This window comes from Micromonospora sp. NPDC000316 (assembly GCF_042898885.1).
Classification (GTDB): domain Bacteria; phylum Actinomycetota; class Actinomycetes; order Mycobacteriales; family Micromonosporaceae; genus Micromonospora.
In genome coordinates this window covers 182,772-209,336 of sequence record NZ_JBIAZG010000002.1, presented here as the reverse complement: position 1 = coordinate 209,336, position 26,565 = coordinate 182,772, and the positions used below count along the sequence as shown (strand labels likewise).

General features: G+C 70.5%; 28 protein-coding genes. 9 read left to right on the top strand and 19 right to left on the bottom strand.

What is annotated here, in order from left to right; all coding sequences use genetic code 11:
- Positions 1–114 precede the first annotated feature (114 nt).
- Both ACFY2Q_RS05515 and ACFY2Q_RS05510 read right to left on the bottom strand, forming a co-directional pair.
- On the bottom strand, positions 115–1,722 hold the full coding sequence (locus ACFY2Q_RS05515) for a hypothetical protein (RefSeq protein WP_387127973.1): 1,608 nt from the start codon (positions 1,720–1,722) through the stop codon (positions 115–117).
- 93 nt (positions 1,723–1,815) lie between these two features.
- Positions 1,816–2,733, bottom strand: coding sequence for an NAD-dependent epimerase/dehydratase family protein (locus ACFY2Q_RS05510; protein WP_387127972.1), 918 nt, complete (start codon positions 2,731–2,733; stop codon positions 1,816–1,818).
- Between the two features lie 142 nt (positions 2,734–2,875).
- Between ACFY2Q_RS05510 and ACFY2Q_RS05505 the strand changes: the two genes are divergently transcribed.
- Positions 2,876–3,574, top strand: a complete 699-nt coding sequence (locus ACFY2Q_RS05505; RefSeq protein ID WP_387127971.1) for a TetR/AcrR family transcriptional regulator — start codon at positions 2,876–2,878, stop codon at positions 3,572–3,574.
- Between the two features lie 30 nt (positions 3,575–3,604).
- On the opposite strand, the gene ACFY2Q_RS05500 is transcribed toward ACFY2Q_RS05505, so the two are convergent.
- The 6 genes from ACFY2Q_RS05500 to ACFY2Q_RS05475 all read right to left on the bottom strand — a co-directional run bounded on the left by ACFY2Q_RS05500 (position 3,605) and on the right by ACFY2Q_RS05475 (position 8,925).
- A complete protein-coding gene (locus ACFY2Q_RS05500) occupies positions 3,605–4,573 on the bottom strand; it encodes an NAD(P)/FAD-dependent oxidoreductase (protein WP_387128465.1) in 969 nt (322 codons plus the stop codon).
- 104 nt (positions 4,574–4,677) lie between these two features.
- Entirely contained in the window at positions 4,678–5,325 is a 648-nt protein-coding gene (locus ACFY2Q_RS05495; protein WP_387127970.1) for a rhomboid family intramembrane serine protease, read from the bottom strand.
- 115 nt (positions 5,326–5,440) lie between these two features.
- Positions 5,441–6,118, bottom strand: a complete 678-nt coding sequence (locus ACFY2Q_RS05490) for a lytic transglycosylase domain-containing protein (protein ID WP_387127969.1) — start codon at positions 6,116–6,118, stop codon at positions 5,441–5,443.
- 276 nt (positions 6,119–6,394) lie between these two features.
- On the bottom strand, positions 6,395–7,810 hold the full coding sequence (locus tag ACFY2Q_RS05485; RefSeq protein WP_387127968.1) for a PhoH family protein: 1,416 nt from the start codon (positions 7,808–7,810) through the stop codon (positions 6,395–6,397).
- A 403-nt stretch (positions 7,811–8,213) separates the two neighbouring features.
- Complete coding sequence (locus ACFY2Q_RS05480; RefSeq protein WP_357009047.1) at positions 8,214–8,549, bottom strand: hypothetical protein; 336 nt, start codon at positions 8,547–8,549, stop codon at positions 8,214–8,216.
- A 31-nt stretch (positions 8,550–8,580) separates the two neighbouring features.
- On the bottom strand, positions 8,581–8,925 hold the full coding sequence (locus ACFY2Q_RS05475; protein ID WP_387127967.1) for a hypothetical protein: 345 nt from the start codon (positions 8,923–8,925) through the stop codon (positions 8,581–8,583).
- 264 nt (positions 8,926–9,189) lie between these two features.
- Here ACFY2Q_RS05475 and ACFY2Q_RS05470 point away from each other — a divergent pair, with 264 nt between their 5' ends.
- The 3 genes from ACFY2Q_RS05470 to otsB all read left to right on the top strand — a co-directional run bounded on the left by ACFY2Q_RS05470 (position 9,190) and on the right by otsB (position 11,042).
- The gene (locus ACFY2Q_RS05470) at positions 9,190–9,633 is read left to right on the top strand and encodes a helix-turn-helix domain-containing protein (protein WP_387127966.1); all 444 of its coding nucleotides are present in this window, start codon (positions 9,190–9,192) and stop codon (positions 9,631–9,633) included.
- 161 nt (positions 9,634–9,794) lie between these two features.
- Complete coding sequence (locus ACFY2Q_RS05465; RefSeq protein WP_387127965.1) at positions 9,795–10,148, top strand: hypothetical protein; 354 nt, start codon at positions 9,795–9,797, stop codon at positions 10,146–10,148.
- A 69-nt stretch (positions 10,149–10,217) separates the two neighbouring features.
- The gene (gene otsB, locus ACFY2Q_RS05460) at positions 10,218–11,042 is read left to right on the top strand and encodes a trehalose-phosphatase (protein WP_387127964.1); all 825 of its coding nucleotides are present in this window, start codon (positions 10,218–10,220) and stop codon (positions 11,040–11,042) included.
- Positions 11,043–11,063: 21 nt separating this feature from the next.
- Here otsB and ACFY2Q_RS05455 read toward each other — a convergent pair whose 3' ends face one another.
- The 4 genes from ACFY2Q_RS05455 to ACFY2Q_RS05440 all read right to left on the bottom strand — a co-directional run bounded on the left by ACFY2Q_RS05455 (position 11,064) and on the right by ACFY2Q_RS05440 (position 15,981).
- Positions 11,064–11,834, bottom strand: coding sequence for an isoprenyl transferase (locus ACFY2Q_RS05455; RefSeq protein ID WP_387127963.1), 771 nt, complete (start codon positions 11,832–11,834; stop codon positions 11,064–11,066).
- A gap of 31 nt (positions 11,835–11,865) precedes the next feature.
- A complete protein-coding gene (locus ACFY2Q_RS05450; protein WP_387127961.1) occupies positions 11,866–13,008 on the bottom strand; it encodes an NAD(P)/FAD-dependent oxidoreductase in 1,143 nt (380 codons plus the stop codon).
- A gap of 233 nt (positions 13,009–13,241) precedes the next feature.
- On the bottom strand, positions 13,242–14,099 hold the full coding sequence (locus ACFY2Q_RS05445) for a hypothetical protein (protein WP_387127959.1): 858 nt from the start codon (positions 14,097–14,099) through the stop codon (positions 13,242–13,244).
- A gap of 37 nt (positions 14,100–14,136) precedes the next feature.
- Positions 14,137–15,981, bottom strand: coding sequence for a phosphoenolpyruvate carboxykinase (GTP) (locus ACFY2Q_RS05440; protein WP_387127957.1), 1,845 nt, complete (start codon positions 15,979–15,981; stop codon positions 14,137–14,139).
- A 439-nt stretch (positions 15,982–16,420) separates the two neighbouring features.
- Between ACFY2Q_RS05440 and ACFY2Q_RS05435 the strand changes: the two genes are divergently transcribed.
- From ACFY2Q_RS05435 to ACFY2Q_RS05425, 3 genes are all read left to right on the top strand, one after another.
- Positions 16,421–16,981, top strand: a complete 561-nt coding sequence (locus ACFY2Q_RS05435; RefSeq protein ID WP_387128464.1) for a GtrA family protein — start codon at positions 16,421–16,423, stop codon at positions 16,979–16,981.
- Between the two features lie 63 nt (positions 16,982–17,044).
- Positions 17,045–17,749, top strand: a complete 705-nt coding sequence (locus ACFY2Q_RS05430; protein WP_387128463.1) for a GtrA family protein — start codon at positions 17,045–17,047, stop codon at positions 17,747–17,749.
- The gene (locus ACFY2Q_RS05425; RefSeq protein WP_387127955.1) at positions 17,746–18,522 is read left to right on the top strand and encodes a MaoC/PaaZ C-terminal domain-containing protein; all 777 of its coding nucleotides are present in this window, start codon (positions 17,746–17,748) and stop codon (positions 18,520–18,522) included. The genes ACFY2Q_RS05430 and ACFY2Q_RS05425 overlap by 4 nt, the downstream gene beginning before the upstream one ends.
- A 37-nt stretch (positions 18,523–18,559) precedes the next feature.
- Here the strand turns inward: ACFY2Q_RS05425 and ACFY2Q_RS05420 are convergent, their stop codons facing one another.
- Entirely contained in the window at positions 18,560–19,132 is a 573-nt protein-coding gene (locus ACFY2Q_RS05420; protein WP_387127953.1) for a PH domain-containing protein, read from the bottom strand.
- A 197-nt stretch (positions 19,133–19,329) separates the two neighbouring features.
- Positions 19,330–20,205, bottom strand: coding sequence for a biotin--[acetyl-CoA-carboxylase] ligase (locus ACFY2Q_RS05415; RefSeq protein WP_387127951.1), 876 nt, complete (start codon positions 20,203–20,205; stop codon positions 19,330–19,332).
- An 84-nt stretch (positions 20,206–20,289) separates the two neighbouring features.
- On the opposite strand from ACFY2Q_RS05415, the gene ACFY2Q_RS05410 reads away from it, so the two are divergent.
- Entirely contained in the window at positions 20,290–21,873 is a 1,584-nt protein-coding gene (locus ACFY2Q_RS05410; RefSeq protein WP_387127949.1) for an acyl-CoA carboxylase subunit beta, read from the top strand.
- An 8-nt stretch (positions 21,874–21,881) separates the two neighbouring features.
- Here the strand turns inward: ACFY2Q_RS05410 and ACFY2Q_RS05405 are convergent, their stop codons facing one another.
- The 4 genes from ACFY2Q_RS05405 to ACFY2Q_RS05390 all read right to left on the bottom strand — a co-directional run bounded on the left by ACFY2Q_RS05405 (position 21,882) and on the right by ACFY2Q_RS05390 (position 25,114).
- Positions 21,882–22,742, bottom strand: coding sequence for a hypothetical protein (locus ACFY2Q_RS05405; RefSeq protein WP_387127947.1), 861 nt, complete (start codon positions 22,740–22,742; stop codon positions 21,882–21,884).
- Positions 22,735–23,235 carry a sigma factor-like helix-turn-helix DNA-binding protein gene (locus ACFY2Q_RS05400; RefSeq protein ID WP_387127945.1) on the bottom strand — a complete coding sequence of 167 codons (501 nt, stop codon included), beginning with the start codon at positions 23,233–23,235 and terminating at the stop codon, positions 22,735–22,737. The genes ACFY2Q_RS05405 and ACFY2Q_RS05400 overlap by 8 nt, the downstream gene beginning before the upstream one ends.
- A 62-nt stretch (positions 23,236–23,297) precedes the next feature.
- Positions 23,298–24,281, bottom strand: coding sequence for a ketopantoate reductase family protein (locus ACFY2Q_RS05395; RefSeq protein ID WP_387127943.1), 984 nt, complete (start codon positions 24,279–24,281; stop codon positions 23,298–23,300).
- Between the two features lie 89 nt (positions 24,282–24,370).
- Positions 24,371–25,114: a M50 family metallopeptidase gene (locus ACFY2Q_RS05390; protein WP_387127941.1), complete on the bottom strand. Its 744-nt coding sequence runs from the start codon at positions 25,112–25,114 to the stop codon at positions 24,371–24,373.
- A 318-nt stretch (positions 25,115–25,432) separates the two neighbouring features.
- Here ACFY2Q_RS05390 and ACFY2Q_RS05385 point away from each other — a divergent pair, with 318 nt between their 5' ends.
- A complete protein-coding gene (locus tag ACFY2Q_RS05385; protein WP_387127939.1) occupies positions 25,433–26,185 on the top strand; it encodes a GH25 family lysozyme in 753 nt (250 codons plus the stop codon).
- Positions 26,186–26,267: 82 nt separating this feature from the next.
- On the opposite strand, the gene ACFY2Q_RS05380 is transcribed toward ACFY2Q_RS05385, so the two are convergent.
- Entirely contained in the window at positions 26,268–26,501 is a 234-nt protein-coding gene (locus tag ACFY2Q_RS05380) for a hypothetical protein (protein ID WP_387127937.1), read from the bottom strand.
- Positions 26,502–26,565: the final 64 nt, after the last annotated feature.

The following is a 26,565-nucleotide window of genomic DNA, read 5'->3' as shown; positions in this document are numbered from 1 at the left end:
CAGGATCGTGCCTGCCCGTCTCGGTCCGGACACGCGCTGGTGTGTGTCCGATACCGAGAAGGCGTGCTCGTTCCGCGCTGGCACGACCCGCTCGCCAGTGCGCCGCGCCAGGTGTCAGTGGAGCGGCGCCCGTGGCGGCAGGGGTTGATAGGGCGGGTAGGGCGGGGTGTCGCGCCGGTGCTCCTCACGGGTACGGTCGGCCAGGCTGGCGAGCCGGACGCCCAGCAGCAGTCCCGGCACTGTGGCCAGCAGTGCCAGCGCAACTGCGACCTCGCTCTGTTCCGGGGTCCCGTTCAGCCAGCCGGCCATCGGCAGCCCGGCCAGGATCACGGTGAGCAGGAAGCTGACCACGGTCCAGCCGACCCAACGGTCCGGCGCGGGGCCGAGCCACGGTACGAGGAGCAGCGCCCCCACCGCTAACGCGCCCAACGGGACGACGACAAGCACCGTGACCACGCTGGTGCCGTCGACCTGGGACCAGGAGGCCTTCAACGCGAGTCCGGCAAGCAGAATCGTGAGAGCCCCGGCGATCCCCCAGCCGCGACTGCCGCCACCACGTCGGATTGCCAGATGACCGGCGGCCACGATGACCGCGCAGCCGAGGAGCAACGCGAGCACCGACGCGAGCCACACGTCGATCTTGCGCTGGACCCGCCCGCCGTCGTACTGCGCGGGCAGTTCGGGCGTGGCAGCCAGGTACGACTGGACACTGAGGAAGCCGTCGCGTCGCCATCCGCCGTCCGACAGGCGGCGCAGGAATCCGTCCCGGCCGTTGGCGACAAGCACCTCGTGACCACCCCCGGCGTGCGGGTAGACGACCAGTTCCCGCGAGGAGAAGTGGCGGCGGGCGTCGCCGGGTCTCTCGTAGCGTTGGGCCAACTCGTCGCGCCGCGCGTCCGACACCTCCCAGGCCACCTGCCAGGTCACGCCGGCGTCGTCGCTCTGCTCCACCCGCAGGTGCCCGGTGACCACTCGGTAGCAGCGTCGGGGCTCGTTCGGTGCACACGCCTGCCGGCGCGAGGAGTCCTGGGCGTTCAGCAGGTACGTCTCGGCGTCGGTGGCGGGCCGCCAGGTGGTCGCCACGTCGTCGCTGACCCGCCACTGGCCGTCGGCCGGCTTGTCCGGCATGTATGGATCCTCGAAGCCCCCGCCGATCGAGATCGCCGGCTTGCCATCAAGTGTCGTGGTGCCGAGCGCGTAGGGGTAATTGACCGCGCTGGTGGCGGCCACCGCCAGCACCGCCGGCGGCAGCACCACCAGCAGCCGGACCAGCCGGGCGGTCCGTTGGCGCACCGGCCGGCTCCGAGCCCGGGTCCAACTCCACCGGGCCAGGCCGAGCGCCGGCAGCGCGAACAGATCGGTCCAGTCGGCCCGGACCAGCGACTGTCCGGCCAGCGCGGTCCACGCCGAGGAGGCCAGCTCAGCGGCGTACCCACTGGATTTGACGACCGCGAACCCCGCACCCACCGCGACCAGGCCGACCAGCGCGGCAGCCCGGGCCGGCAGCCGCGGCACCACGAGAGTCAGCAGCACCGCCACCAGCGGCGGAGCGAGCACCAGACCGGCGACGTCGCTCAGCTTGCCGGTGAGCAGACCGGGGAAAGCCGCCTTCAACACATGGTCGTTGACCACCAGGACGACAAGAGCGAGCAGGGTGGCAGGGTGGCACAGCCACGACAGCGTCGTGGGTGCGCCGTCACGCGATCTCTCGGGCCCCGTCATCCCCTCAGGGTCGAGGGGACGCGTCTCGTTGCGGCAACGGAATGGCCCGCGTCCGATATCGACTCAGCCCTGACGGGTCGACGGCGTGGCGGTTCAGTTGCGCAGTCCCGCGACGGTCTCGGTGAGTGCGGCGTCCAGCGGAGTCGCTTCGATGCCAAGGGCTGCGGAGGCGGCGGTCGAGTCCATCAGAAACGGCCGGTCGAACTGGTAAGCGGTCTCGCGCAGTTCCCGGGCCAGCGGGTTGATCAGGCCGCCCAGCCACAGCATCGGGTACGGCATCCGGGTCAGTTTCGGCGCTGGTGCGCCGGCCAGCGCCGCCGCCCGGGTGGCCAACTCACGCATCGGCACAGCGGGTGTGCTGGGCACGTGCCAGGCGCGCCCCCAGGCCGCCGGGTCGGTGGCGGCTGCGACGAGGGTACGGGCGACGTCCGGAATGTACGTCCAGGTGTGCGGGGCGTCCCAGTCGACGGGCAGGACGACCCGCTGCCCGGCGAGCACCCGGGGCAGCACCATCATCGCCAGCGACGTGCCGTTGACGCCGAGGTAGTCGGAGCCGCGTACCTCGGTGACCCTGACCCGACCGGCCTCGTGGGCGACGAGAGCGTCGGCCCACATCTGGTTGCGGACCCGCCCCTTGATCCCGGCTGCCGCCGCAGGGGTCTGTTCGGTCATCGGGCCGTCGACCGGCCCGTACCCGTAGAGGTTGCCGACCGTGGCGAGCACCGCGCCGGATCGCTCGGCGGCGGTGAGCAGCGCGGCGGCCAACGGCGGCCAGTCGATGGGCCAGCGGTGGTACGCCGGGTTCGCGCAGTTGTAGAGCACCTGCGCGCCGCTGGCCAGTGTGGTGAGCCGGTCGGCGTCGGCAGCGTCGGCAGCGACGCGTTCGATGCCCGGGTGCTCCGGTCCGGCGCCCCGCCGGCTCAGGACCCGGACCTGCTCACCTCGTTCGGCGAGGAGGCGGGCGGTCGCGGTGCCGACCGGACCAGTGCCGACGATCACGTGGAATGCCATGAGATAGACCTCTCGAAGCGATGATCCGAATAGAGAGCACTGCTCTCGACTGACCTGACCAGGATGGCCCACCACAGGCACTCATGTCCAGAGCACTGCTCTCTTTTTGGATTGGCGATCCACCTCATGGCAGACTCCTCCCATGCCCGCCTCCTCGATCCGCGCCCGGGTCCGCACCGAGATGCTCGACGAGATCAAGGCGGTGGCCCGCCGGCACCTCGCCACCGACGGCGCCAACCTGTCGCTGCGCGCCGTGGCGCGGGACATGGGCATGGTTTCGTCGGCCATCTACCGCTACTTTCCGAGCCGGGACGACCTGCTCACGGCGCTGATCATCGAGGCGTACGACGCCCTCGGCGAGGCGGTGGAGATCGCCGCCGCCGACCGCGACCAGCTCGACCTGCGCGCCCGTTGGCAGGCGGCGTGCCGGGCGGCCCGGGACTGGGCGATCGCCCACCCCTCCGAGTACGCGCTGCTCTACGGCAGCCCGGTCCCCGGATACGCCGCCCCCAACGACACCGTCGGCCCGGCCCAACGTCCGCCGCTGGCCCTGGTCGGCCTGGTCCGTGAAGGGCTGGAGGCCGGACTGCTCAGCCCTCCGCCGGCCGATGAGCTGCCGACGCCGCTGCACGACGACCTGACCGAGCTGGCCGACACGCTCTTTCCCGGGTTGCCCCCGGCCCTGCTGGCCCGGGGCATGGCCGGCTGGACCCAGCTCTTCGGGCTGATCAGCTTCGAGTTGTTCGGCCGGCTCAACCGCACCGTCGCACACCGGGACGCGTACTTCGACCATCAGGTCGGGCTGCTGGCCGACCTGATCGGCCTACCCCCGTCGCGCTGACGCAGGAGACGTCGCGGTTCGCGGCGTCGCTCAGCCGGCGTCGGAGGAGTGCCCAGGGAACAGGTGTGCGCTCGGATCGATGGCCACCGCCGCGTTGTTCACTGCCGTGGCGGCCTCGCCGAAGCCGGTCGCGATGAGCCGGACCTTGCCCGGATATTCGGTGATGTCGCCGGCCGCGAAGACCCGGGGCAGGTTCGTGGCCATGGCGCTGTCGACAAGGATGTGGCGATGGTCCAGGCGCAGTCCCCACTCGGCGAGCGGGCCCAGGTCGGCGGTGAAGCCGAGGGCGGCGACCACGGTGTCCACCGGCAACGTCTCGGCGGCGCCACCGCGCACTGTCACCTCCGCGCCGGTCACCGTGGCGTCCCCGAACAGCCGGGTGACCTCGGCGTTGACCACCACCCGCACCGGCAGCGACAGCACCCGGGCGACAGTCGACGCGTGCGCCCGGAACTTCTCCCGCCTGTGCACAAGCGTCACCGAGCGGGCCAGCGGTTGCAGGGCCAGCGCCCAGTCGAATGCGGAGTCCCCGCCGCCGACGATCAGCACGTCCCGGTCGGTCAGCTCGGTTGGGTCGGTGACGAAGTAGACGATCCCGGTGCCGGGCGCGCCGTCGGCGCAGGGCAGCGGCCGTGGGCTGAAGCTGCCCAGCCCGCCGGTGATCACTACGGCACCGCAGGCGAGCTGGTCGCCGCCGGCGAGGCCGAGCACCGGCCGGCCATCAACGTACGAGAGCTTCTCGGCCCGGGTGCCAAGCAGGTACCGGGGGTTGAACGGGGCCGCCTGGGCGACCAGATTGGACACCAGGTCGCGGCCCTTGATGGAGGGAAACCCGGCCACGTCGAGGATCAGCTTCTCCGGGTACATGGCACTGACCTGGCCGCCCGGCTCCGGCAGCGCGTCGATCACCGCCACCGACAACCCGCGAAACCCGGCGTAGTACGCGGCGAAGAGGCCGGCCGGGCCGGCCCCGATCACGGCAACATCGACCTCATGCATGGCGTACCGTCGCTTCCCGCTCACGGATCAACGCTTGCTGATCAGACGGTAGGCGTGTGGCACCGGACGGGCAAGCATGTCCCCGAGGCGCGCCGACGAGCAGGTCAGGGCAGGCTGAGGGTGGACCCCGAGTAGTCCTCCACGGTGGGGCGACGGCGGCGGAACAGGATCGCGGCCACCACGCCACCGAGCAACCCGAACAGGTGCCCCTGCCAGGAGATCCGCTCGTCCGTGGGGAGGATGCCCACCAACTGCCAGCCGTAGAGCAGACCGACGAGCAGGAAGACGGCGAAGTTCCACCAACTGCGCTCGAAGATGCCCCGGGTGAGCAGGATGCCCAGGTAGCCGAAGATCACCCCACTGGCGCCGACCACCACCGAGTTGGGCGAGCCGGTGAACCACACGCCGAGCCCACTGACCAGGATGATGATCAGGGTCGACCAGAGGAACCGGCGGGCGCCCGCGGCCAGCACGAACGTGCCGAGCAGGATCAGCGGGATGCTGTTGCTGTAGAGGTGGTCGAAGCCGTGGTGCAGGAACGGCGAGAAGAAGACCCCGTCCAGCCCGTCGATGCGGTGCGGGATGATGCCGGCCGTGGCATCCAGGCCGAAGTCGAGGCCCTGGTCGACGGCCTCGACGAAGAAGAGGAACGGGACCACCGCGCACATCGCGACGAAGGCCCGGCCGAGGGCTGCGTAGAACGCCTCGGTGCCGAATCGGTTGGGGTCGCCGCTTGACGGGTGCAGGGTCACCCCCCAACTGCTATCAGCAAAAGGGGCCGACCGCCACTCACGTCCGATTTGATCAGTCAGGTGTACGGACGACAGCGGGGCGGATGGTCGCCCACCCGCCCCGCCGTGGAGATCGTCAGTACGTGTTGTTGTTCTGGAAGTACGTCCAGGCACCGCAGGGCGTCTTGTACCTGCCCTTGATGTAGCCCAGCCCCCACTTGATCTGCGTGGCCGGGTTGGTCTGCCAGTCGGCACCGACGGAGCCCATCTTGCTCCCGGGGTACGCCTGGGGGATGCCGTACGCGCCGGACGAGGAGTTGCGGGCCTTGTGGTTCCAGCCGCTCTCCTTGGTCCAGAGCTTCTCCAGGCAGGGGAACTCCGCGATACCAAAGCCCGCGTCGATCATCAACGCGCAGCCGACCTTGCGGTTGCCGCTGTACTCGGCGCAGGAAGCCGGGATCGGCCCGTTGTACGGCTTGGCGGCCTGGTCGAGGGCCTTTCGCTCGGCCTTACGGGCGGCTGCGGCGGCCTCGGCCTTACGGGCCCGCTCGGCGGCCTCCTTGGCGGCCTGCGCGGCCCGCAGCTTGGCCTTGTATTCGGCGGCCCGCTGCTTGGCGAACGCGACCTGGTGGTGGGCCTGCCGATCACGCTGGTAGGCGAAATCGGCCCGGTCGACCTCGAGGCCGACCTGCGCGGTCAGGCCCTGTTGCTGAGTTTCCCGGTCTTCGCCCAGGTAGAAGCCACCGGCAACGCCCACGGAGAGCAGCGCGACAGCAGCCGTACGGGCGCCCAACCGGCTCCACAGCCGACTCACGAAGTGGTCCCTTCGTCGGGGGCAAGGTCACGGCGCGGCCAGGCCCACGCGGGCCGTCGGCCGTGCCGCGAGCGCCCCGACCGGTGTGCCGGTCGCGCCGACGCACCGATCGTCACCGACCCCTGCCCATCACTGGGCAACGATCACCGGCGATCCCCGTGGTGCGTGGGCGCTCGTTGGACACCATCGCGCACAGTGAGGCCGATGGGAAACCAACAAGCCGCTTTGTGATCTGCACCACACCGAAAATGCGGACGAAAGCCTACAAAAGACCCATTAAAGCGGGATGTCCTCCAGAAGATCCGTCACCATCGCGGCGATCGGCGAGCGCTCCGAACGGCTGAGCGTGACATGGGCGAAGAGGGGATGGCCCTTGAGCGCCTCGATGACAGCGGTCACGCCGTCATGCCGGCCGACCCGCAGATTGTCCCGCTGGGCAACGTCATGGGTGAGCACCACCCGGGAGCCCTGCCCGATCCGGGACAGGACGGTCAGCAGCACCCCGCGCTCCAGCGACTGCGCCTCGTCCACGATCACGAAGGCGTCGTGCAGGCTGCGCCCCCGGATGTGGGTAAGCGGCAGCACCTCGAGAATGCCCCGCGAGGTGACCTCCTCCAGCACGTTCTCGTGCACCACCGCGCCGAGCGTGTCGAAGACCGCCTGGGCCCACGGCGACATCTTCTCCGACTCCGACCCCGGCAGGTAGCCCAACTCCTGACCGCCCACGGCGTACAGCGGGCGGAACACAATCACCTTCTTGTGCCGGCGGCGCTCCATCACCGCCTCCAGCCCGGCGCAGAGCGCCAACGCCGACTTGCCGGTGCCGGCCCGGCCACCCAGCGAGACGATCCCGATCGACTCGTCGAGCAGCAGGTCGAGAGCGATCCGCTGCTCCGCCGAACGGCCGTGCAGGCCGAACGCCTCCCGGTCGCCCCGGACCAACCGGACGGACTTGTCCGGCAGCACCCGGCCGAGCGCGGAGCCACGCGTCGAGTGCAGCACCAGGCCGGTGTGGCAGGGCAGGCCCGCCGCCTCGTCGACGTCGAGCGTCTCGCCCGCGTACAGCTGGCCGATCTGCTCCTCACCCAGCTCCAGCTCGGACATGCCGGTCCAGGTCGGGTCGCTGGCCTGGCCGTGCCGGTACTCGTCGGCGCGCAGACCCACCGAGGCGGCCTTGACCCGCAGCGGCATGTCCTTGCTGACCAGCGTGACGTCCCGGCCCTCGGCGGCGAGATTGAGCGCCACGGAGAGAATCCGGGCGTCGTTGCTCTCGGTCCGGAACCCGGGCGGCAGCACGCCGTCGTCGGTGTGGTTCAGCTCCACCCGCAGCGTGCCGCCGACGTCGTTGGCGGGCACCGGACGGTCCAGTCGGCCGTGCAGGATCCGCAGCTCGTCGAGCATGCGCAGCGACTGTCGGGCGAACCAGCCCAGCTCCGGGTGGTGCCGCTTGCCCTCCAACTCGGTGATGACCACAAGCGGCAGCACCACCTCGTGCTCGGCGAACCTGTGGAACGCCGCCGGGTCGGACAGCAGCACGGAGGTGTCCAGAACGAACGCCTGCCCGGCTGGTCGCGGCTCCTCGGGGTCGGCCGGCGCGGCGGCCGGCGCACGGCGGCTCCGGGTGGCGCGGCGGGTCGTGGCAGTCGCGGCCGGGGTCTGGTCGGCACCGGCGGTGATACGGCGAGTCGTCACAGGCCTGCTCCGACGGATGGGCACCCGGCCACCCGCGTTCCGCCTCGTCCGGTGCCCGGGGACACGGGGTCGGATGCGGAACCCCGTGTGCGAGGTCGCAGATCCGGGCGGACCGGCTGGCTCGGGAGAACCCCGTGCCATGCCTAGACGCTAGCGGCGGCGGACCGTCCCGGCTAGTGCACGATCGTGGATCTTCGGAGACAGCACTGTGAACACCCCGCCCGGCGTGGACGTAGCGGGAAGCGGCGAGCCGGCCGGGATGCATGCCCCCTGCGCGCATCCCGGCCGGCGGGGCCACCGTCACCGGTCTGACGTGACCCCGACGGTGCGTGTCCGCCGCGGACGACGCACCGCGTTCTCGGCGCCGGTCGGCGGGACCGCTCGCGGCGGCCCGCCGGCCGGCTCAACCGGTCCGTCGAACGAGCGTGCCGGTCGGGTGCCGCCCGGTGATCGGGGCGGCCGGCGCGGTGAACGACGAGCCGGTGTAGGTGGTGCCGGGGCGGGCCACAGTGCCGGCGGAGCGGACCGCGCCCGCCGAGGAGACCGACAGGGCGGAGGCGATCGCCGCCTGGGCGTCGCGCCGCCGCCGGTTCCAGGCGCCCCGGTCACCGTCGAAGTAGCCCTGCCGGTAACCGAAGCGGTATCCGATGCGGTAGCTCAACTGCCCGTGCAGCCGACCGGCCGCGTAGCTGGTGGCAGCGAGAACCAGGACGAGGAAGACCACGAGGAAGGGGCTCATCGGGCGGCCCCAGCCCGGCCCGGACGCCTGATCATCGCTCCTCCGGCTCGACCTGGGTCGGATCGGCGACGAGAAGCCGGTCCAGGTCGTCGGTGCTGACCTCCTCGACCAGCTCGACGCTGATCCGGCAGCCGTCCAGCACGACCTCGGCCATGGAGGAGCGGCGGATCTCCCCACCGGCGTCGTAGACCCGGACGCTCAGCTCGGGGCAGCCGAGGTGGGTGCGCCAGGCATTCCACTCGGTGCGGTCGCTGACGCTCAGCGACAGATATCGGCAGCCTCGGGCGAGGTAGAGGCGCCACGGGGCGCTCAGCCCTGCGGCCACCCCGTCGGCGATCAGCCCGAAGGCCTGGGCTCGGGTGGCGAGCTCGGTCACCACACCCCCCTGGCACCGGGGGCGTGACGCATGCGAGCACCAGTCGTCTCATGCACGTGACACACCGTAGGTTGTCCCATGAACGTGACAGTATCAGCTTTTCGTCTGTTTACCTTGACCACTATGGGCATCTATTCTGCCCGGGTGACACCCCTCAAGAGTGACCCTGGATCGTTTACTGGAAACCCGAGAAAACCGTCACGTTCGCGTGACAGCAGCGTGCCTGATCGCACACGGGCCTCCCCTTGGCCGTACCGTCACGGGGTGACTGAGACGGCCAATGCGCGAAAGATCGCCTTCGCCACCTTCGTCCGGCGTGCCCTCGACGAGGCGCGAGCCACCCGGGCCTGGAGCGGCACCGAGGTGTCCCGACGCACCGGCGTCTCCCGCCAGACCATCAACCGGTGGGTCCGTGGTGACTGGGCCAGCGACCCCGAGGCCGAACGGGTGGTCGCCTTCTGCGAGGGCCTCGGGCTGAATCCCGCCACCGCCTTCGCCGCGCTGGGCTGGGACCGCACCGGATCCGGCCCACGGGTCAGCCAGCCTGCCCCGCCGATGGACCCGGACGTGGAGGCTCTGCTGCGTCGCCTGGTCGACCCCGACGTGTCGGACGCGGAGAAGTTCCACATCCGCGAAACCATCAGATATCTCGCATACCGTCCAACACTCCCGGTCGATGTCCGAAAAAGAGGGAATCAAGCAGGGTAGTTCCTCAGATGGCGAAAGAACGCCTGGTCAGGTTCATTCGTTTCCCTCCGGGGCCGGAACGGGCACGCTAGCGTCCCTATTCGTACTGCTTGGGCTCGTCATCGGCGGGGGACGGGACAAGGCCGAACTCAGCCCTGCGGGACAGAAGGAGGGGTCTGTCCATGACCCTCAAGTGGGTGGCAGTCGTTGTCGCCGCGGTGTCGATGACATTGTGGGCGACAGGCAATGCGGTGACCCTCGCGGTCAACGGCGGGCAGCTTCCGCTGTTCGTCAACCTCCTCGCGCTCGTCAGCGCCGGCACGGCGGTCGTCCTGGCCGTCCTCGCGGAGCTGCACGAGCGCCTGAACGACCGGCTAAACGCACTCACCGACTTCCTGGTGGCACGGCTCGCCGAGATCGAGGCGCGCTCCGGAGATCGCAACACCGGTTTCGTGGAGGGCTACCTGTTGAACCACGGCCAGGAGGCGGCTGTCGTGCCGATCGGCCGGCGCGGACGAGGGGCCGCCGAACGCTGACCGCGCCCCAGCCGGGCGGGGTGCGCTCGGCCAGGAATAGGCCCCCATCGCCGGGGTACGCTGACGCGCGTGCCACCGTTGAATCTGGGCAGCCAGCAGCCGAAGACCCCGTTGAACGCCGACCAGGCCTGGCAGGTCACCGCCGGCCGGGCCGCCGGGACGGTGCTCTTCTTCGACTTCGACGGCACACTCGCGCCCGTCGACGATGATCCGACCGCAGTGCGGCCCGCCCCCAAGGCACTGGCCGCGATCGAGGCGTTGGCCCCGGTGGTCAGGCGAATCGCGATCGTCTCCGCGCGACCCGTCGAGTTCCTCCGCGAGCGCCTCGGCGATCTCGGCGGCGTGGACCTCTACGGCCTCTACGGGCTGGAGCACAGCCACTCCGGCGGCGAGACCGTCACCGAGCCCGCCGCCCTGCCCTGGGTGCCGACCATGGTGGAGCTTGCCGACCTGGCCCGTGCCGAGTTGCCGCCCGGCACGCTCGTCGAATACAAGCGGCTCTCCGTCGCGCTGCACTGGCGGACCGCGCCGCAACTCGGCCCGACCGTCCAGGCGTGGGGGCAGGCGCAGGCCGACCGGCTGGGGCTGCGGGTGCAGGCCGGGCGGATGGTGCTGGAGATCAAGCCGCCCGTCGACCGGGACAAGGGCATGGTGATCGGCGAGGTGGTCCAGGAAGCCACAGGTGCCTGGTATTTCGGCGACGACGTCTCGGACATCAAGGCGTTCGCGGCGCTGCGAGCACGCGCGGCGGCGGACCCGGACTTCTTCGGCGTGTGCGTGGCCGTCGCCAACTCGGAGACAGGTCAGGAGGTGGCCGACGCCGCCGACCTGACAATCGAGTCCCCGGCCGCCCTGGGCGACTTCCTCACCCGGGCGCTGACCCACCTGCCCTGAGCTGCGGCGGGCGTCGCCCGCTCAGACGCCGTAACGGCGTTGGCGGTTGGCGTACGAGCGCAGCGCACGCAGGAAGTCGATGTGCCGGAAATCCGGCCAGTTGAGCTCGCAGAAGTAGAACTCCGAGTGCGCGGACTGCCAGAGCATGAAACCGGACAGCCGCTGCTCCCCGCTGGTGCGGATGACCAGGTCGGGGTCGGGCTGGCCACGGGTGTAGAGATGCTCGGAGATGTGCTCGACGTCCAGCACCTCGGCCAGCTCCTCGAGGGTTCCGCCGGCGGCGGCGTGCTCCAGCAGCAGCGAGCGGACCGCGTCGGTGATCTCCCGTCGGCCGCCGTACCCCACCGCGATGTTGACCTCGGCCCCGTCGCTGCGGTCCCGGGTGCGCTCCTCGGCGCCCTTGAGCGCCGCCGCGGTCTGGGCCGGCAACAGGTCCAGGGCACCGACGATGCGCAGCCGCCAGGGGTTGCCCTCCTCGGCCAGCTCCACCACCAGGTCTTCGATGATCTGAAGCAGCGGGTCCAGCTCACTGGCCGGGCGGCGCAGGTTGTCGGTGGCCAGCAGATAGAGGGTGACGTGCCCGATACCGGCCTGGTCACACCAGCCGAGCACGTGCTTGATCTTCGCCGCGCCGACGCGGTGCCCGTCGTTCGGGTCGACGAAGCCCATCTCCCGCGCCCACCGGCGGTTGCCGTCACACATCACCCCGACGTGCCGTGGCACCGGTTTGCCCGCGAGCTTCGCCGTGAGGCGGCGCTCGTAGACGGAGTAGATAAGGTTCCGCAGCGTCATCACCTAGCAGCGTAGCGACCCGCCGGCCGACTCACCGCCTCGGAGCCCGATCACCGGCGGACAATTCGATGCCGATCATGCCCAGCGTACGGGCGGTGAGCCGACCGTCACCGAGCCCCAACTCGACCACATCGTCGAACACCCGGTCGTCGCGACGGGCCGCCCGGACCGCCGCGTCGACAACCCGCCGACGCCGAGCCAGCCAGGCCGCCACCGAGCTGTGCCGCAGGTGAGTGCCGAGGCGGCGGCGAAGCCCTTCGGCGTACCGGCGGGCGGCACCCTCGGGCTCGCGGGCTGCCGCGTCCCCGGCCAGCGCACCGGAGAGCAACGCGTAGAAGATGCCCTCGCCGGTGAACGGGTTGATCAGCGACAGCGCGTCCCCGACGAGCAGGATGCGACCCCGCCCCGGCGCCGGCCGATGCGTGGACAGGGGCAGGTGGTGTGCCCGCAACGCGGTCACCGTCGACAGGTCGGTGCCGGGCAACAGCGCGACAAGCCGATCCAGCAGATACGAACGGCTCATCGACTCGCCGCGCAACACCTCCCCGTACCCCACGTTCGCCCGCCCGTCGCCGATCGGAAACGACCAGGCGTACGCCGGCCAGCGCGCCTTCGATGTCACGATGAGCTGCTCGGGCGGGCCGGGCAGCGCCGGAGCGTACCCCCGGATGGCCAGCGCCAGGTGCCGGTCCGGGTTGACCGGATGGCCGAGCGCCCGGCGCACCACCGACCCAGCCCCATCCGCGCCCACCACCACCCGACCGGACAGCGCCCCGTCTAGCACCACCCGGTCCGCCCGCGCCTCGACGCGGCGGACGGTGTGCCGACGTAGCTGCGCGCCAGCGGCCACCGCCGCCGCCACCAGCCGCGCGTCGAAAACCTCCCGGGGCACGGTGTACGCCGGCCGGGGCAGCGCCCGGGCCACCGCCCCGCCACCGGGGGCAACCATGCGCAGCGCGGGCAGCGGAGCGTAACCGGCCACCGCCTCGGTGACGCCCAGCTCGGCGAGCACGTCCACCGAGTGCGCGGCGATCCCGTCACCGCACGCCTTGTCGCGGGGAAAGTCGGCCCGGTCCAGCAGCAGCACACTGGCACCCGCCCGACGGGCCGTCAGTGCGGCAGCCGCCCCGGCTGGCCCCGCTCCCACCACCACCACATCAAACTCGTCACCCACGCGGCCTCCTCCCGTCCACCCACCCGACCACCCACTGTGACCCCCGCCACTTCAATCCTCCCCCACCCCACCACCCCCACCCCCCACCCCCGCGATCTTGCACTTTGTGTCGCCGATTCGTACCTTTCACGGCTTTCGCCCAGGCAGAAAGTGCAAGATCGGCGAGCAGGAGGGCGATGGGCGGGATGGGCGGGGTGGGATCAGGGTGGGGTGGGGTCAGGGTGGGGGTGGGGTCAGGGTGGGGGTGGTTGGGGGGCGCGGGCTGCTCGGCGGAGGCCGTAGAGGGTTAGCGTGGCGGCAGCTAGCAGCGGGGCGCCGTCACGGACCAGGCCGTCCACGCCGAGCAGCCACCAGCACAGCGGCAGGTCCACGGCGAGGACTACCACCGTGACGACGACCAGCAGGCCGCGCGCCCAGTGCTTGCCGCGCATCAGGAAGGCGGTACAGAACAGCACCGCGTAGCTGGCCGAGATGCCCGCGCCGAACCAGATGAGCACGGCGGGGACGGCGCTCAGTCGACCGTCCAGGATGGACCCTCCGGCCACAAGTGCCGGTACGAGCATCAGTGGGCTGTAGGTGAAGGCCGCAACCCGACTGGTCAACAGCCAGCCGCTCGCCTCCGGTCGGCGCGGGGGGATTTCCCGCCAGGAGATGCCGGCCCGGTCGATGACCAGCCGCGGCCGGTACCGCACGAGGTGCCCGGCCAGTGCCGACGAGCGGTAGAGCAGCCAGACCACCGCCACACAGAGCGCGGTGAGTACGGCGAAGCCGAGCAACCCGGGCAGCGGAGGCACCCCCTGTCGGGGCACGATCAGGCGCCCGACAGCGAAGATCGTGGTGACGGCGAGGATCAGCCCGAACGGGCGGGCCACCGTCCGGCCCCGGCGCACGTGCCCGATCAGCAGCAGAAACCCGAACGAGCGCAACATGGCCCAGCCGGTGCGTACGGCCAGACCAAAGCCCTGCTCCGGGGCGTACCACCAGTTGAGCAGCTCGACCACGACGGTGGCCGCCGCCGTGGTCGCCAGCAGGATGGTGAGCACCCGGACGGCGGACGGCCGCCGGACCTCGGTCTCGGCGGCCGTCCTCATGGAATCTGATGATGCCCGTGGCGGGCGATGTTCACACCTACCGCTGTGGCTGCGCGGCGTCCAGACGGGCCCGCAGCGCGTCCAACTCGGCCCAGAGCACGCCGGGCAGCTTGTCACCGAACTTCTCGAACCACTCGGTGATGAGCGGCAGCTCGTTGCGCCACTCCTCCGGGTCGACCTTGAGCGCGATCCGGACGTCCTCGGGCGTCATGTCCAGGCCCTCGACGTCGAGCGCGTCGGGCGCCGGCACCATACCCACGGGGGTCTCCACCGCGTCGGCCGTGCCTTCGATCCGCTCCACGACCCACTTGAGCACCCGGGAGTTCTCCCCGAAGCCCGGCCAGAGGAACGAGCCGTCCGGGTCCTTGCGGAACCAGTTGACGTAGTAGATCTTCGGCAGCTTGGCCTCGTCGCCGTCGGCGCCCTTGCCCATCTCGATCCAGTGCCGGAAGTAGTCCCCGGCGTTGTAGCCGATGAACGGCAGCATCGCCATCGGGTCCCGGCGGACCACGCCTACCGCGCCGGACGCGGCGGCAGTGGTCTCCGAGGAGAGCGTGGCGCCCATGTAGACACCGTGCACCCAGTCGCGGGCCTCGGTCACCAGCGGGATGGTGTCCTTGCGGCGGCCACCGAAGAGGATCGCGTCGATGGGCACGCCGTTGGGGTCGAAGTACTCGTCGGCGAGGATCGGGCACTGGGTGATCGGGGTGCAGAACCGGCTGTTGGCGTGCGAGGAGAGGCTGTCGCTCTCCGGCGTCCAGTCGTTGCCCTTCCAGTCGATCAGGTGCGCCGGCGGCTCACCCATGCCCTCCCACCAGACGTCCCCGTCGTCGGTGAGGCCGACGTTCGTGAAGACGGAGTTGCCCCGGTCGAGGGTCCGCATGGCGTTGGCGTTGGTCTTCCAGTCGGTGCCGGGCGCGACGCCAAACAGGCCGTACTCCGGGTTGACCGCGTAGAGCCGGCCGTCCGCACCGAACCGCATCCAGGCGATGTCGTCGCCGATGGTCTCGACCTTCCAACCGGGGATGGTCGGCTCCACCATGGCCAGGTTGGTCTTACCGCAGGCCGACGGGAACGCGCCGGCGATGTGGTAGACCTTGCCCTCCGGCGAGGTGATCTTGAGGATGAGCATGTGCTCGGCGAGCCAGCCCTCGTCGCGGCCCATCACGCTGGCGATCCGCAGCGAGTAGCACTTCTTGCCCAGCAGCGAGTTGCCGCCGTAGCCGGAGCCGTACGACCAGATCTCACGGGTCTCCGGGAAGTGCGAGATGTACTTGGTCTCGTTGCACGGCCACGCCACGTCCTGCTGGCCCGGGGCGAGCGGGGCGCCGATCGAGTGCAGCGCGTGCACGAAGCCCGCGTCGTCACCCATGGCCTCGAGGACCTTCGCGCCCATTCGGGTCATGATGCGCATGGACGCGACCACGTAGGGGCTGTCGGTGATCTCGACGCCGAACATCGGGCTCTCGGCCTCGACCGGACCCATGACGAACGGGATGACGTACATGGTGCGACCGCGCATCGAACCGCGGTACAGATCGGTCATCGTCCGCTTCATCTCGGCCGGCGCCATCCAGTTGTTGGTGGGGCCGGCGTCCGCCTCGTCGACGGAACAGATGTAGGTGCGCTCCTCGACCCGGGCGACGTCAGTCGGGTCGGTACGCGCGTAGAAGGAGTTCGGCTTCTTCTCCGGGTTCAGCCGGATCAGCGTGCCGGCCTCGACCAGCTCATCGGTGAGGCGGAGCCATTCCTCGTCGGACCCGTCCACCCAGACGACCCGGTCGGGGGTGGTCAGTTCTGCGACCTCACGGACCCAGGCGAGCAGTTTCGGGTGGGACGTCGGGGCCTGATCAATACCCCGCACAACAGCCGGAGCAACCATGACACATCTCCTTGTGGTCGACGCTGACCGATCTATGGGATGCACGAGACTCGGCGGCGCCGAATGCGTCGCCTTCGTGGAAACCTGGGATTGGCCTCAGCGTAAACCGGGCAGCCTTCCGAGTCAGTGGGACTGGTTGTGAAGAACTGCACAAGGTACGGCTTCGCTGCGGTATCACGAGCTGATACCCGCTTTCCTGCGCAGTTTCACGCAAATCTTGTCGTGCACCCCGGCCGACGCGCGTTGCGGTCGAGCCGTGAACCCGCATCGCCGACCGGTTCGGGGATTCCCGTTCCAGGCCGCCTCAGTCCTGCGAATTGGTTACGCTGCGTTCAACGGCGCGCACCCGGCGACAGGCCGCATCGAGCGGCGACGCCCGCTCGCGTTGCTACCCCTCCGACTGGTCCGCAGCCGGTAGGCTCGCCCCGTGGCCGCGACGATGACCGGGGAGCAACCGGGTCCCCGGCAGACCCGCCCGGGTCTGGTCCGTGGACTGCTCGACCGTTTCGGTCACCTCATCCGCGAGCTGAGCAAGTTCGCCACGGTCGGCGGGATCGCGTTCCTCATCGACTTCGCGCTGTTCAACTACCTGACGACCGCGCGTGGCGTCGAGCAGGTGACCGCGAAGACGATCTCCACGGTGATCGCGGCGACCTTCGCCTTCGTCGGCAACCGGTTCTGGACCTGGCGGCACCGCCAGCGCAGCAACCCGGCCCGCGAGTACGCACTGTTCTTCTTCTTCAACGCGGTTGGCCTCGGCATCGCGGTGGCTTGCCTCGCGATCAGCCGCTACGGGCTCGGCAGCATCTGGCCCGCTGTCTTCCAGACACAACTGGCCGACAACCTCGCCAGTTTCGTGGTCGGCACGGGCCTCGGGACGCTGTTCCGATTCTGGTCCTACCGGCGGTTCGTCTTCGTCGAAGCGGGAACTCGGCCCGTTCAGCAGGCGGAGCACGGTCGCGCTCCGCAGGCGGAGCACGACCGCGACCACGGGGCGTGACCTGCCGCCCACCTCGTCCGGCCGGTGATCGCCGGCTTCACCGACTGCCCTAAGGTGTTTCGCATGCGTCTTGTCCGTCTGCTGCCTGAGCGCTGGCAGAAGTTCATCAACGAGGCGCTCAAATTCGGGATCGTCGGCGGCATCAACACCGTCATCAATTACGCGGTGTTCAATGCCCTCGCACTTACCGTCTTTGCCGACGGTCAGCTGAAGGCGACCGTGATCGCGACCATAGTGGCGACGATCACGTCGTATCTGATGAATCGTCATTGGACGTACCGGGATCGCCCGAAATCGGCGCTTCGGCGGGAGTACGTCCTGTTCTTCCTTTTCAACGCGACGGGGCTGTTCATCGAGCTGGGGGTGCTGGCGGCCGCCAAGTACGGCCTCGGCATGAACAGCCTGCTGGCGCTGAATCTGGCCAAGACCGTCGGCGTCCTGCTGGCCACGCTGTTCCGCTTCTGGTCATACCGGACCTTCGTCTTCCAGCCCATCGCACCGGCCGAGGCCGAGGAGAAGGCCGAATCCACCTGGCACAGCATCCCGCGCGACGAGTGGGACACGATGGCCGAGATGGACCCGGTCGCCGAGCTGGCCGAATCCGTCTCCGAGCTGGAAGAGGCGCAGTCCAGTGACCGCCCGGAGGCCGCACCCGGCCCGACCGGCACCACTCCCGCCCAGGGACGGCCCACACCGATGACCGCCGGCCTCCCCGCCGACCTGGCGGCGGAACTGCACGCCGGCACCCGCCGCGCGCCCCGCCGGTGACCACTCCCCACACCCGCTCCGGCACCGGGGCGCCCGCCGAACTGTTCTTCGAGGACCTCGTTCCGGGGCTCACCGTCGATCTCGGTGTGGTGACCGTGGACGGCGACGAGATGCGTGCCTTCGCCCGTCGCTTCGACCCGCAGTGGTACCACGTCGACCCGGAACTGGCCGGGGCGAGCCGGCACGGCGGTCTGATCGCCAGCGGCTTCTACACGGTCAGCCTGTTCATGCGGGCGTACGTCGACCATCTGCTGTCCCGCGCGGCGGCCGACGCCTCCCCCGGTCTGGAGGAGCTGCGGTGGCTGGCCCCGGTACGCGCCGGGGACCGCCTCGCCGTCCGGGTGGACGTGATGGGCGCCCGGCCGTCGACGGCCCGCCCAGGGCTCGGCACCGTCAGCCTCACCGGCACCATGCTCCGCCTCGGCCCCGACAACCGGCCGGAGCAGGAGGTGCTGCGGACCCGCTTCCGCGGCTGGTTCGCCCTGCGCCCGGTCGAGCCAACGCCCGAGGCCGAGCGGCCCGAAGCCGAACGGCGGCCCGAAGCCGGCCCGATCGATGCCGAACGGCGGCTCGAAGCTGGATCCCCCGATGCCGAGCGGCGGCCCGAAGCCGGACCGCTCGAAACCGGACCCGCCGGGCCGCCCGAAACCGGACAGGACGGACCGCCCGAAGCCGAACAGGCCGGTCCGCGCGAAACCGATCGGCCCAACGCCGCACCGGCGCAGGTCGAACGGCCCGACGCCGACCGGCCCGGTGCGGAACTGACCCACTGACCGATCCGCCCCGGCACGATGGCCGGGGCTGTCGGGATCAGCTGGTGGGGTCGCGCAGCGGCTTGCCCTCGCGCATGTCGGCGAGGATGTCGCGCATCTCGCCGTCACCAAGCGAGTGCTTGTCGTGTTGCGCCTCGATCAGCTCGTACAGGGTGGTCTGCACCCGGCTGACCCCCGGCACGTCGACGAGCACCGACTGGCCGCGCTCACCGGCGGACTCGATGGTGAGCGTGCCGCAACCGACCAGGCGCTCGATGAAGCGCTGCTTCATGGAGTGGTCGTTGACCCGGGTGAGCGGGAGGTCCCGCCTGTCGCGGGAAAAGACACCGTGTTGCAGCAGCACCCGCTCGTTGGTGAACAGGTAGTGCGTGGTGCGCCAAACCAGGAACGGCCACAGCCCCAACCAGAGCGCCGCGACCAGCGCGATCGCACCGATCACGGCAAGCGCGATCGACCCACCACCGCTCTGGGGCAGCAGGAGCACACCGACCACCACCGCGGCGATGGCCAGCACCAGCACCGCGATCGGCCGGATCAACGCCTTCCAGTGCGGGTGCAGGTGCAGCACGACGTGCTCGTCCTCGGTGAGCACGTCTTCGGGAAACGCCACGGTAAACCTCCAACGCCTTATCTCGACGCGCAGACCGTAAACCCCCCAAGGCCCACCACAACATCCGCCACGCGGCCCACCCCAAGTCTTTACGATCTTGCAGTTTCGGTCGCCCTTCTGCGGCTTTCACCCGTTTAGCCCGGGCAGAAACTGCAAGATCGCGGGGAAGGGGTGGGTGGGGGGTGGGACGGGACGGGTTAGCGGACGTGGAGGACGTCGCCTGCGGCTATGGAGTGGTTGCCTGTGGTGGTTGTTAGTAGGAGTTGGCCTCCTGGGTCTACGCCTGTTGCGGTGCCGGTCACCTCGTTGCCGTTGGGGAGCAGGACCCGCACCTCGCGGCCGACCGTGGCGCAGGCCGCCACGTAGGCGTCGCGCAGGCCGCTGCCCACGGCGTCCCCGCCAGCGGATCGCCAACGGTCGTACCAGTCGGCGAGGGAGCGCAGCAGGGCCCGCAGCAGCGGGTCCCGGTCGGTGGCCGCCGCGCCGGACAGTTGCAGCGAGGTCGCCGGCAACCCGGTCGGGTTCACCGGCAGCTCGTCGGCGCGCAGCGTCACGTTGAGGCCGATGCCGAGCACGATGGCCGGCGGCTGGGCCGGTGAACGCCCCGGCACCGCCTCGGCCAGCACCCCTGCGCACTTCGCGTCATTGATCAGCAGGTCGTTTGGCCACTTCAGGACGGCCTCCAGCTCGGCCAGCCGGGCCACCGCCTCGACAAGCGCGACGCCGGCCAGCAGCGGCAGCCACCCGTACCCAGTGGTGGGCACCGCCGGCCACCCACGCTCCGGCACGGCATCTCCGGGCCGCAGCAGCACGCTTGTGGCGATTCCGGCCCGTGCCGGGGACTGCCAGATCCGGCCGCGCCGGCCGCGCCCGGCGGTCTGCCGCTCGGCGACCACGACCAGACCCTCCGGCTCGCCGGCCGCCGCCGCCTCGGCCACGTCGGCGTTTGTGGAGCCCGTCTCGGTGCGCAGTTCCAGCCGGGCCCACGGGCCGTGCGGCGCGACAAGTGCGCGCCGCAGGCGGGCCGCCGACAGCGGTGGGCGGTCCAGATCGGTGTACGGGGAGCCCGGCATCCCGCCAGCCTACGGCGGTGGCGAACCCGGCAGTGAGGCGTACTGCACAGCCGCAAAGGCCTTAACCATCGTTATATTCCCTGGGTGACTACCGAGACCGGGACCAACATCCACAGCACTGCGGGCAAGCTGGCGGACCTGGAGCGCAGGGTCGACGAGGCGGTGCACGCCGGTTCGGCTCGCGCGGTCGAGAAGCAGCACGCACGCGGCAAGAAGACCGCCCGCGAGCGGATCGAGATGCTGCTCGACGAGGGCTCGTTCGTCGAGCTTGACGAGCTGGCCCGGCACCGGTCCACCGCCTTCGGGCTGGAGAAGAACCGCCCGTACGGCGACGGGGTGGTCACCGGCTACGGCACTGTCGACGGCAGGCAGGTGTGCGTCTTCGCGCAGGACTTCACTGTCTTCGGTGGCTCGCTCGGCGAAGTCTTCGGCGAGAAGATCGTCAAGGTGATGGACCTCGCCATGAAGATCGGCTGCCCGGTGGTCGGCATCAACGACTCCGGCGGGGCGCGCATCCAGGAGGGCGTGGTCTCGCTCGGCCTCTACGGTGAGATCTTCTTCCGCAACGTCCGGGCCTCCGGCGTCATCCCGCAGATCTCGCTGGTGATGGGGCCCTGCGCCGGCGGTGCGGTCTACTCCCCCGCGGTCACCGACTTCACGGTGATGGTCGACCAGACCTCGCACATGTTCATCACCGGCCCGGACGTGATCAAGACGGTGACCGGCGAGGACGTCGGCATGGAGGAGTTGGGCGGGGCGCGCACCCACAACTCGCGCAGCGGCAACGCGCACTACCTTGCCTCCGACGAGGAGGACGCTGTCGACTACGTCAAGGCACTGCTGTCGTACCTGCCGTCGAACAACCTCGACGAGCCTGTGGTCTTCGAGGCCCCCGCCGAGCTGGAGATCAGCGACGAGGACCGCGAACTGGACACGCTGATCCCGGACTCGGCCAACCAGCCGTACGACATCCAGAAGGTGATCGAGCACGTCCTCGACGACGGGGAGTTCCTGGAGGTCCAGCCGCTCTACGCGCAGAACATCGTGGTCGGCTACGGGCGCGTCGAGGGGCGGCCCGTGGGCGTGGTGGCCAACCAGCCGATGCACTTCGCCGGCACCCTTGACATCGCCGCCTCCGAGAAGGCCGCCCGGTTCGTCCGCACCTGCGACGCGTTCAACATCCCGGTGCTGACCTTCGTGGACGTGCCCGGCTTCCTGCCCGGCACCGGCCAGGAGTGGGACGGCATCATCCGTCGGGGCGCGAAGCTCATCTACGCGTACGCCGAGGCGACCGTCCCCAAGGTCACGGTGATCACCCGCAAGGCGTACGGCGGGGCGTACGACGTGATGGGCTCCAAGCACCTCGGCGCGGACCTGAACTTCGCCTGGCCGACCGCGCAGATCGCGGTGATGGGCGCACAGGGCGCGGTGAACATCCTGTACCGCTCGGAGCTGGCCGGCGCCGAGGACCCGGCAGCGGTCCGGGCCGAGAAGATCGCCGAGTACGAGGACACCCTTGCCAACCCGTACGTGGCCGCCGAGCGCGGGTACATCGACGCGGTGATCCCGCCGCACGAGACGCGCACGCAGATCGTCCGGGCGCTGCGCGTCCTGCGCACCAAGCGCGAGACCCTCCCGCCGAAGAAGCACGGCAACATCCCCCTCTGACCGCGCGGTCAGCAGGATGGGACGGCGGCGGCGCACATCCGCTGCGCCGCCGCTCGCCCGAGCGCCTGGAATTCCGTGTCGGTGAGGGTCAGGTCGGAGCCGGGCACTAGCACCGTAACCAGGTCACCGACCCGGATCACGAGGGTCATGTCGACCCGACCGGTGGTCCGGAGCTTCCTCCCCGGGGGCGGACCGAGTGGCACGAGCGGCACGTGCCGCACCAGTAGCGACTCGTCGCCGGCGAAGTCGCTCGCCGCCATCTCCCAGGCGTGCGAGGTCTCGGCCGGCGTCGTCTCGCCGTCCGTCACGTCGGGTTCGACGTGACGCCACTCGCGGCAGACGTTCAGCAGGGTCCTCAACTGGGCGAAGAGCTGCCCGCTCGCCCCCGGATCGAGCCGGTAGACGTCCTGGCTGAGCTCCGCTCGCACCGGGCCGCCGTCGGTCGTCGGCGACAACAGGGTCTGTGACCGCGAGTAGCGGGAGTACGCGCGCACCTGCGGCAGGCCACGGTCGTCGCCGCACCGTTGCAGGACCGGGTCCAACCGCACGACCTCACCGAGGCCGGCGTCGCCCAGCTGCACACCGGTGACGACGGGGACCTCGCTCGGCGTCAGCAGGGACTCCTGCGGGATGTCCGCTGTGGCCATGGTCCCGACCGGTTTCGGCACAGCCGTCTCGGGAGGAGGCGCCGTTCGCTCCGTGAGGGCGTACACCGGGCCGGTCACCGCCACGAGCACCGCGACCGCCGCCAGCGCAGCCGTACGCCGGCTGCGGCGCCGGGCCCGGGCCCGGATCTCCTGCGGCTCCGGCCACCGTATGTCGCTCAGGTCGCGGTGGACCCGTTCGACGAACGTCGGGTCTTCACGCATCGGTTGCCTCCTCCAGGTCAGAGACGGCGAGCAGACCGGCGAGCGCGGCGCGCCCCCGGGAGAGTCGGGCCTTGACCGTGCCGACCGGGGCCTCGGTCTCCCGGGCCACATCGGCGACGGGCATGCCGACCAAGTAGTACAGGGCGATGGCGGTGCGTTGCTCCTCGGGCAGTCGACGCAGCGCGGCGACCACCTCGACAGTGTCGGTGCCCGGCCCGGGGACGGCTTCGACGGCACCGTGCCGCAGGTAGGCGCGGGCGCGACTGCGCAGGCTGCGCCACCGGCTGACCGCGACCCGGCTGGCCACCACCCGCACCCACGCCTCGGGGTCGTCGTATCGGCTGACCGTCGACCAGCGCTGCCAGGCCCGGATGTACGCCTCCTGCACGGCGTCCTGCGCCTCGACCCGATCGCCGGTAAGCGCGTAGACGAAACCGAGCAGCCGCTGCCGGCTCCCACGGTAGAACTCGTCGAACCCGTCGACGTCCGGCACCCGCTACCTCCCCGTGTCGGTCGCAGGGAACACGCGCCGGGCCGGGCTGTCGGTTGCCCCGTTCAGCCGATCATCTTCTCCAGCTCGGCGAGCGGGAACTCACCGGCCGGGATCCGCTGCCGGGCTGCCCGCCGTACCGCCCGCTGCACCGCCACGTTGGCCGGCGTCGGTACGCCGTGCAGCCGGCCGAGCAGCGCGACCTCCCCGTTGAGGTGGTCGACCTCGGTGGAGCCGGTGGCCCGGGCGAGGCTCTGCCAGGTCGAGCCCCCGGACCGGCTCGCGCCGTCGACCGGGCGCTGCTGCACCAGGTCGCCGCGTTCGGCCCTCTCCTCCTCCGGGGAGGTGTGCGAGATGCGTGCCGCGGCGAGCGCGGCGACGCCCTCGACGCGTACCCGCTCGGCCAGGGCGTCCGGGATGTCCTTCCCGAGCAACGCCTGGAGGCCGTTGCCGAGATTGTTGAGCAGCTTGCCGTACTTCCAGCGCAGCACGTCCTCGCGTACCGGCGCGACGAAACCGGCGGCGGTCAGGTCGGCGGCGACGGCCCGGTCGGTGTCGTCGGCGCCGCCCGGGTAGCGACCGATGTGGAGCATCCCGGGGTGCGGGTGTCCATTGGCCACCACCACACCCGGGTCCAGGTGGGTGGCCGGCAGCCAGACGCAGACCGGGTGCACGTCGGCGAAGAGCCGCAGGGCGGTCCGCTCGTTCGCCACCCCGTTCTGCGCGGTGACAAGCGGCAGCCTCTCGCCGGCCGTGCCGCCGCCGGCGACCGGCGCGTCCACCCAGGTAGCCAGCGCGGCCTCGGTGTCCTGCGACTTGACCGTGAGCACCAGCACCGTGTCGGCCGGCAGCGGCCGGTCGTCCGGGCCGTCGATGGCGGCGAGCCGGGCGGTCACGTCGCCGTCTGGCTGCCGCAGCGTCAGGCCACGCTCCCGGATCGCGTCCAGGTGCGCGCCGCGGGCCACAAGTGTCACATCCCGGTCGGCCTGCGCCAGCCGTACGCCGATGGTCCCGCCGACCGCGCCCGCCCCGATGATCACGTATCGCATGCCCTCATTCTGCATCGTGCCCGAATGCGGAAGGATCGCGGCTTTCGTAACCCACCACAACCCCCTGCTCAACCGGGGAGAGGGTGGGGTCAGAGCGTCAGGCCGGCGTCGGTGAGGATGGGGCCGGCCAGCAGGAGCGCGCCGGTGACCAGGGCGGCCAGGTTGACCAGGGCGAAGACGACCACCCAGAAGAACGCCGGGAACGGCGTCAGCCCGGCGAGCTGGTCGGCGTCGGAGGCGGGCATCCGGCCACGGGAGCGCAGGCGTTGCAGCTCCGCCACCGGCCGCAGGCCGCCGAGCAACAGGAACCACACCCCGGTGTACGCGAACGCGGCCTGCACCTGCGGCGTCGCGTACCACGAGACGGCGAACACCACCGCGCCGGTGACAAGCAGCGACACCACGCCGAACGCGTTGCGGATCATGATCAGCATGGCGAGCAGCAGCACCACCGCTACCCAGAGCAGCAGGGTGATGCGGTTGCCGCCGAGCAGCCAGGCGCCGGCCAACCCGACAAGCGGCGGGGCGACATAGCCGGCGAGCAGCGTGAGGATCATTCCCGGCCCCGACGGTCGACCGGCGGAGAGCGTCAGTCCGGACGTGTCCGAGTGCAGCCTGACGCCGCGCAGCTTGCGACCGGTGAGCAGGGCGACAAGCGCGTGCCCGCCCTCGTGCGCGATGGTGATGGCGTTACGGGCGACCCGCCACGGCAGCCGCGTGGACACCACCACAAGCGCGACGGCCGCGGTGATCAGCACCAGCAGCGGGGGCGGGTCCGGCTGCGCGCCGAACAGCGTGTCCCACGTCTCGCCCAGTCCGTCGATCGACATCATGGGGCGCGAGCCTACCGGCGGCGTTCGGTGTCGCTGCCGAGGCACCGGTCTCCTGGTCTGCGAGATCGTCTCGCCGGGCAACGCGGCTGCCGATCGGCTGGTCAAGATGCAGCTCTACGCCATCGCGCGAATCCCCTGGTACCTGCTTGTCGAGCAGGACGGCGACGGTCACTCGATCCGGCCACGTTGCGCTGACTCGTCCACCTCCGGCCACCCGGACGAATGGCACCCGCCAATGAAACTTTCTTCAGCAGCTCTTGTGATCTAGGGCACTAAGCTCCAATGATGGGCGTCAATAGATCGTCCTTGGAGGCACTCATGGCCCGTACCAGATCACCGCTGCGCCGCGTGCTCGCGGCCAGCCTCACCGTCCTCGCCACCGCGGCGGCGGCCCTGGTCGCGACCGCCGGACCGGCGGCTGCGGCAACCACGCCCGGCATCGACGTGTCCCGCTACCAGGGCTCCATCAACTGGACAAGCGTCCGCAACGCCGGCATCCAGTTCGCCTTCATCAAGGCGACCGAGGGCACCAGCTACAAGGACCCGAACTTCAACGCGAACTACGTCAACGCGTACAACGCGGGGGTGATCCGCGGGGCGTACCACTTCGCCCGCCCGAACATCTCCGCCGGCTCGACCCAGGCCAACTACCTGGCCTCCAACGGCGGCGCGTGGTCGGCGGACAGCCGCACCCTGCCGGCGGCGCTGGACATCGAGGGCAACCCGTACAGCGGCGGCTACTGCTACGGCCTCAGCACGACAGCGATGCGCAACTGGGTGCAGGACTTCCTGAACACCTACCGCTCCCGCACCGGCCGGTACGCGGTCATCTACACCACCACGAGCTGGTGGAACCAGTGCACAGGCAGTTGGAGCGGTCCGTGGGCCAACCACCCACTGTGGCTGGCCCGCTGGGCGAGCGCGCCGGGAACGCTGCCGGCCGGCGCACCGGTGTGGAGCTTCTGGCAGTACACGAGCACCGGCGCCGTCTCCGGGATCAGCGGCAACGTGGACCGCAACTACTGGAACGGCGACCGGAGCCGCCTCATCGCGCTGGCCAACAACACCTGATCGGGCCGTTGGCGGCAGCGGGATCGACGGTCACCTCACGGTCGACAATCGGTCCGGCTGCCGCCACACCACCGGTTACGGGTCAGGCCCGCCGTCGGCTCATCGCCGGCACCATCACCGGAGCGTCCTCGCGGACGACCGCGTCCCGCCGGCTGAGCCGCCGGGCGCCCACCGCACCAACGGCGATGGCGACGACGCCGAACAGCGCGACGAGTACCGGAAGCCCAACGCTGATCAGCAGCAGTGCCACATCGCCGAGTGCGACGAGCATCCACAGTGCCAGCCGGGGCCGGGCGTTCCTGTATCGGTAACCCATGTCGCACCTCCCTCCGTCGTTGGAGATCAGATACCCCGAACGACGCAAGAACATGCGAGAGAGG

Coding starts and splice junctions, on each gene's coding strand:
- ACFY2Q_RS05515 (WP_387127973.1), bottom strand. CDS start 1,722: ATGACGGGGCCCGAGAGATCGCGTGACGGCGCACCCACGACGCTGTCG.
- ACFY2Q_RS05510 (WP_387127972.1), bottom strand. CDS start 2,733: ATGGCATTCCACGTGATCGTCGGCACTGGTCCGGTCGGCACCGCGACC.
- ACFY2Q_RS05505 (WP_387127971.1), top strand. CDS start 2,876: ATGCCCGCCTCCTCGATCCGCGCCCGGGTCCGCACCGAGATGCTCGAC.
- ACFY2Q_RS05500 (WP_387128465.1), bottom strand. CDS start 4,573: ATGCATGAGGTCGATGTTGCCGTGATCGGGGCCGGCCCGGCCGGCCTC.
- ACFY2Q_RS05480 (WP_357009047.1), bottom strand. CDS start 8,549: ATGAGCCCCTTCCTCGTGGTCTTCCTCGTCCTGGTTCTCGCTGCCACC.
- ACFY2Q_RS05465 (WP_387127965.1), top strand. CDS start 9,795: ATGACCCTCAAGTGGGTGGCAGTCGTTGTCGCCGCGGTGTCGATGACA.
- ACFY2Q_RS05455 (WP_387127963.1), bottom strand. CDS start 11,834: ATGACGCTGCGGAACCTTATCTACTCCGTCTACGAGCGCCGCCTCACG.
- ACFY2Q_RS05445 (WP_387127959.1), bottom strand. CDS start 14,099: ATGAGGACGGCCGCCGAGACCGAGGTCCGGCGGCCGTCCGCCGTCCGG.
- ACFY2Q_RS05440 (WP_387127957.1), bottom strand. CDS start 15,981: ATGGTTGCTCCGGCTGTTGTGCGGGGTATTGATCAGGCCCCGACGTCC.
- ACFY2Q_RS05435 (WP_387128464.1), top strand. CDS start 16,421: ATGACCGGGGAGCAACCGGGTCCCCGGCAGACCCGCCCGGGTCTGGTC.
- ACFY2Q_RS05430 (WP_387128463.1), top strand. CDS start 17,045: ATGCGTCTTGTCCGTCTGCTGCCTGAGCGCTGGCAGAAGTTCATCAAC.
- ACFY2Q_RS05415 (WP_387127951.1), bottom strand. CDS start 20,205: ATGCCGGGCTCCCCGTACACCGATCTGGACCGCCCACCGCTGTCGGCG.
- ACFY2Q_RS05405 (WP_387127947.1), bottom strand. CDS start 22,742: ATGCGTGAAGACCCGACGTTCGTCGAACGGGTCCACCGCGACCTGAGC.
- ACFY2Q_RS05395 (WP_387127943.1), bottom strand. CDS start 24,281: ATGCGATACGTGATCATCGGGGCGGGCGCGGTCGGCGGGACCATCGGC.
- ACFY2Q_RS05390 (WP_387127941.1), bottom strand. CDS start 25,114: ATGATGTCGATCGACGGACTGGGCGAGACGTGGGACACGCTGTTCGGC.
- ACFY2Q_RS05385 (WP_387127939.1), top strand. CDS start 25,433: ATGGCCCGTACCAGATCACCGCTGCGCCGCGTGCTCGCGGCCAGCCTC.
- ACFY2Q_RS05380 (WP_387127937.1), bottom strand. CDS start 26,501: ATGGGTTACCGATACAGGAACGCCCGGCCCCGGCTGGCACTGTGGATG.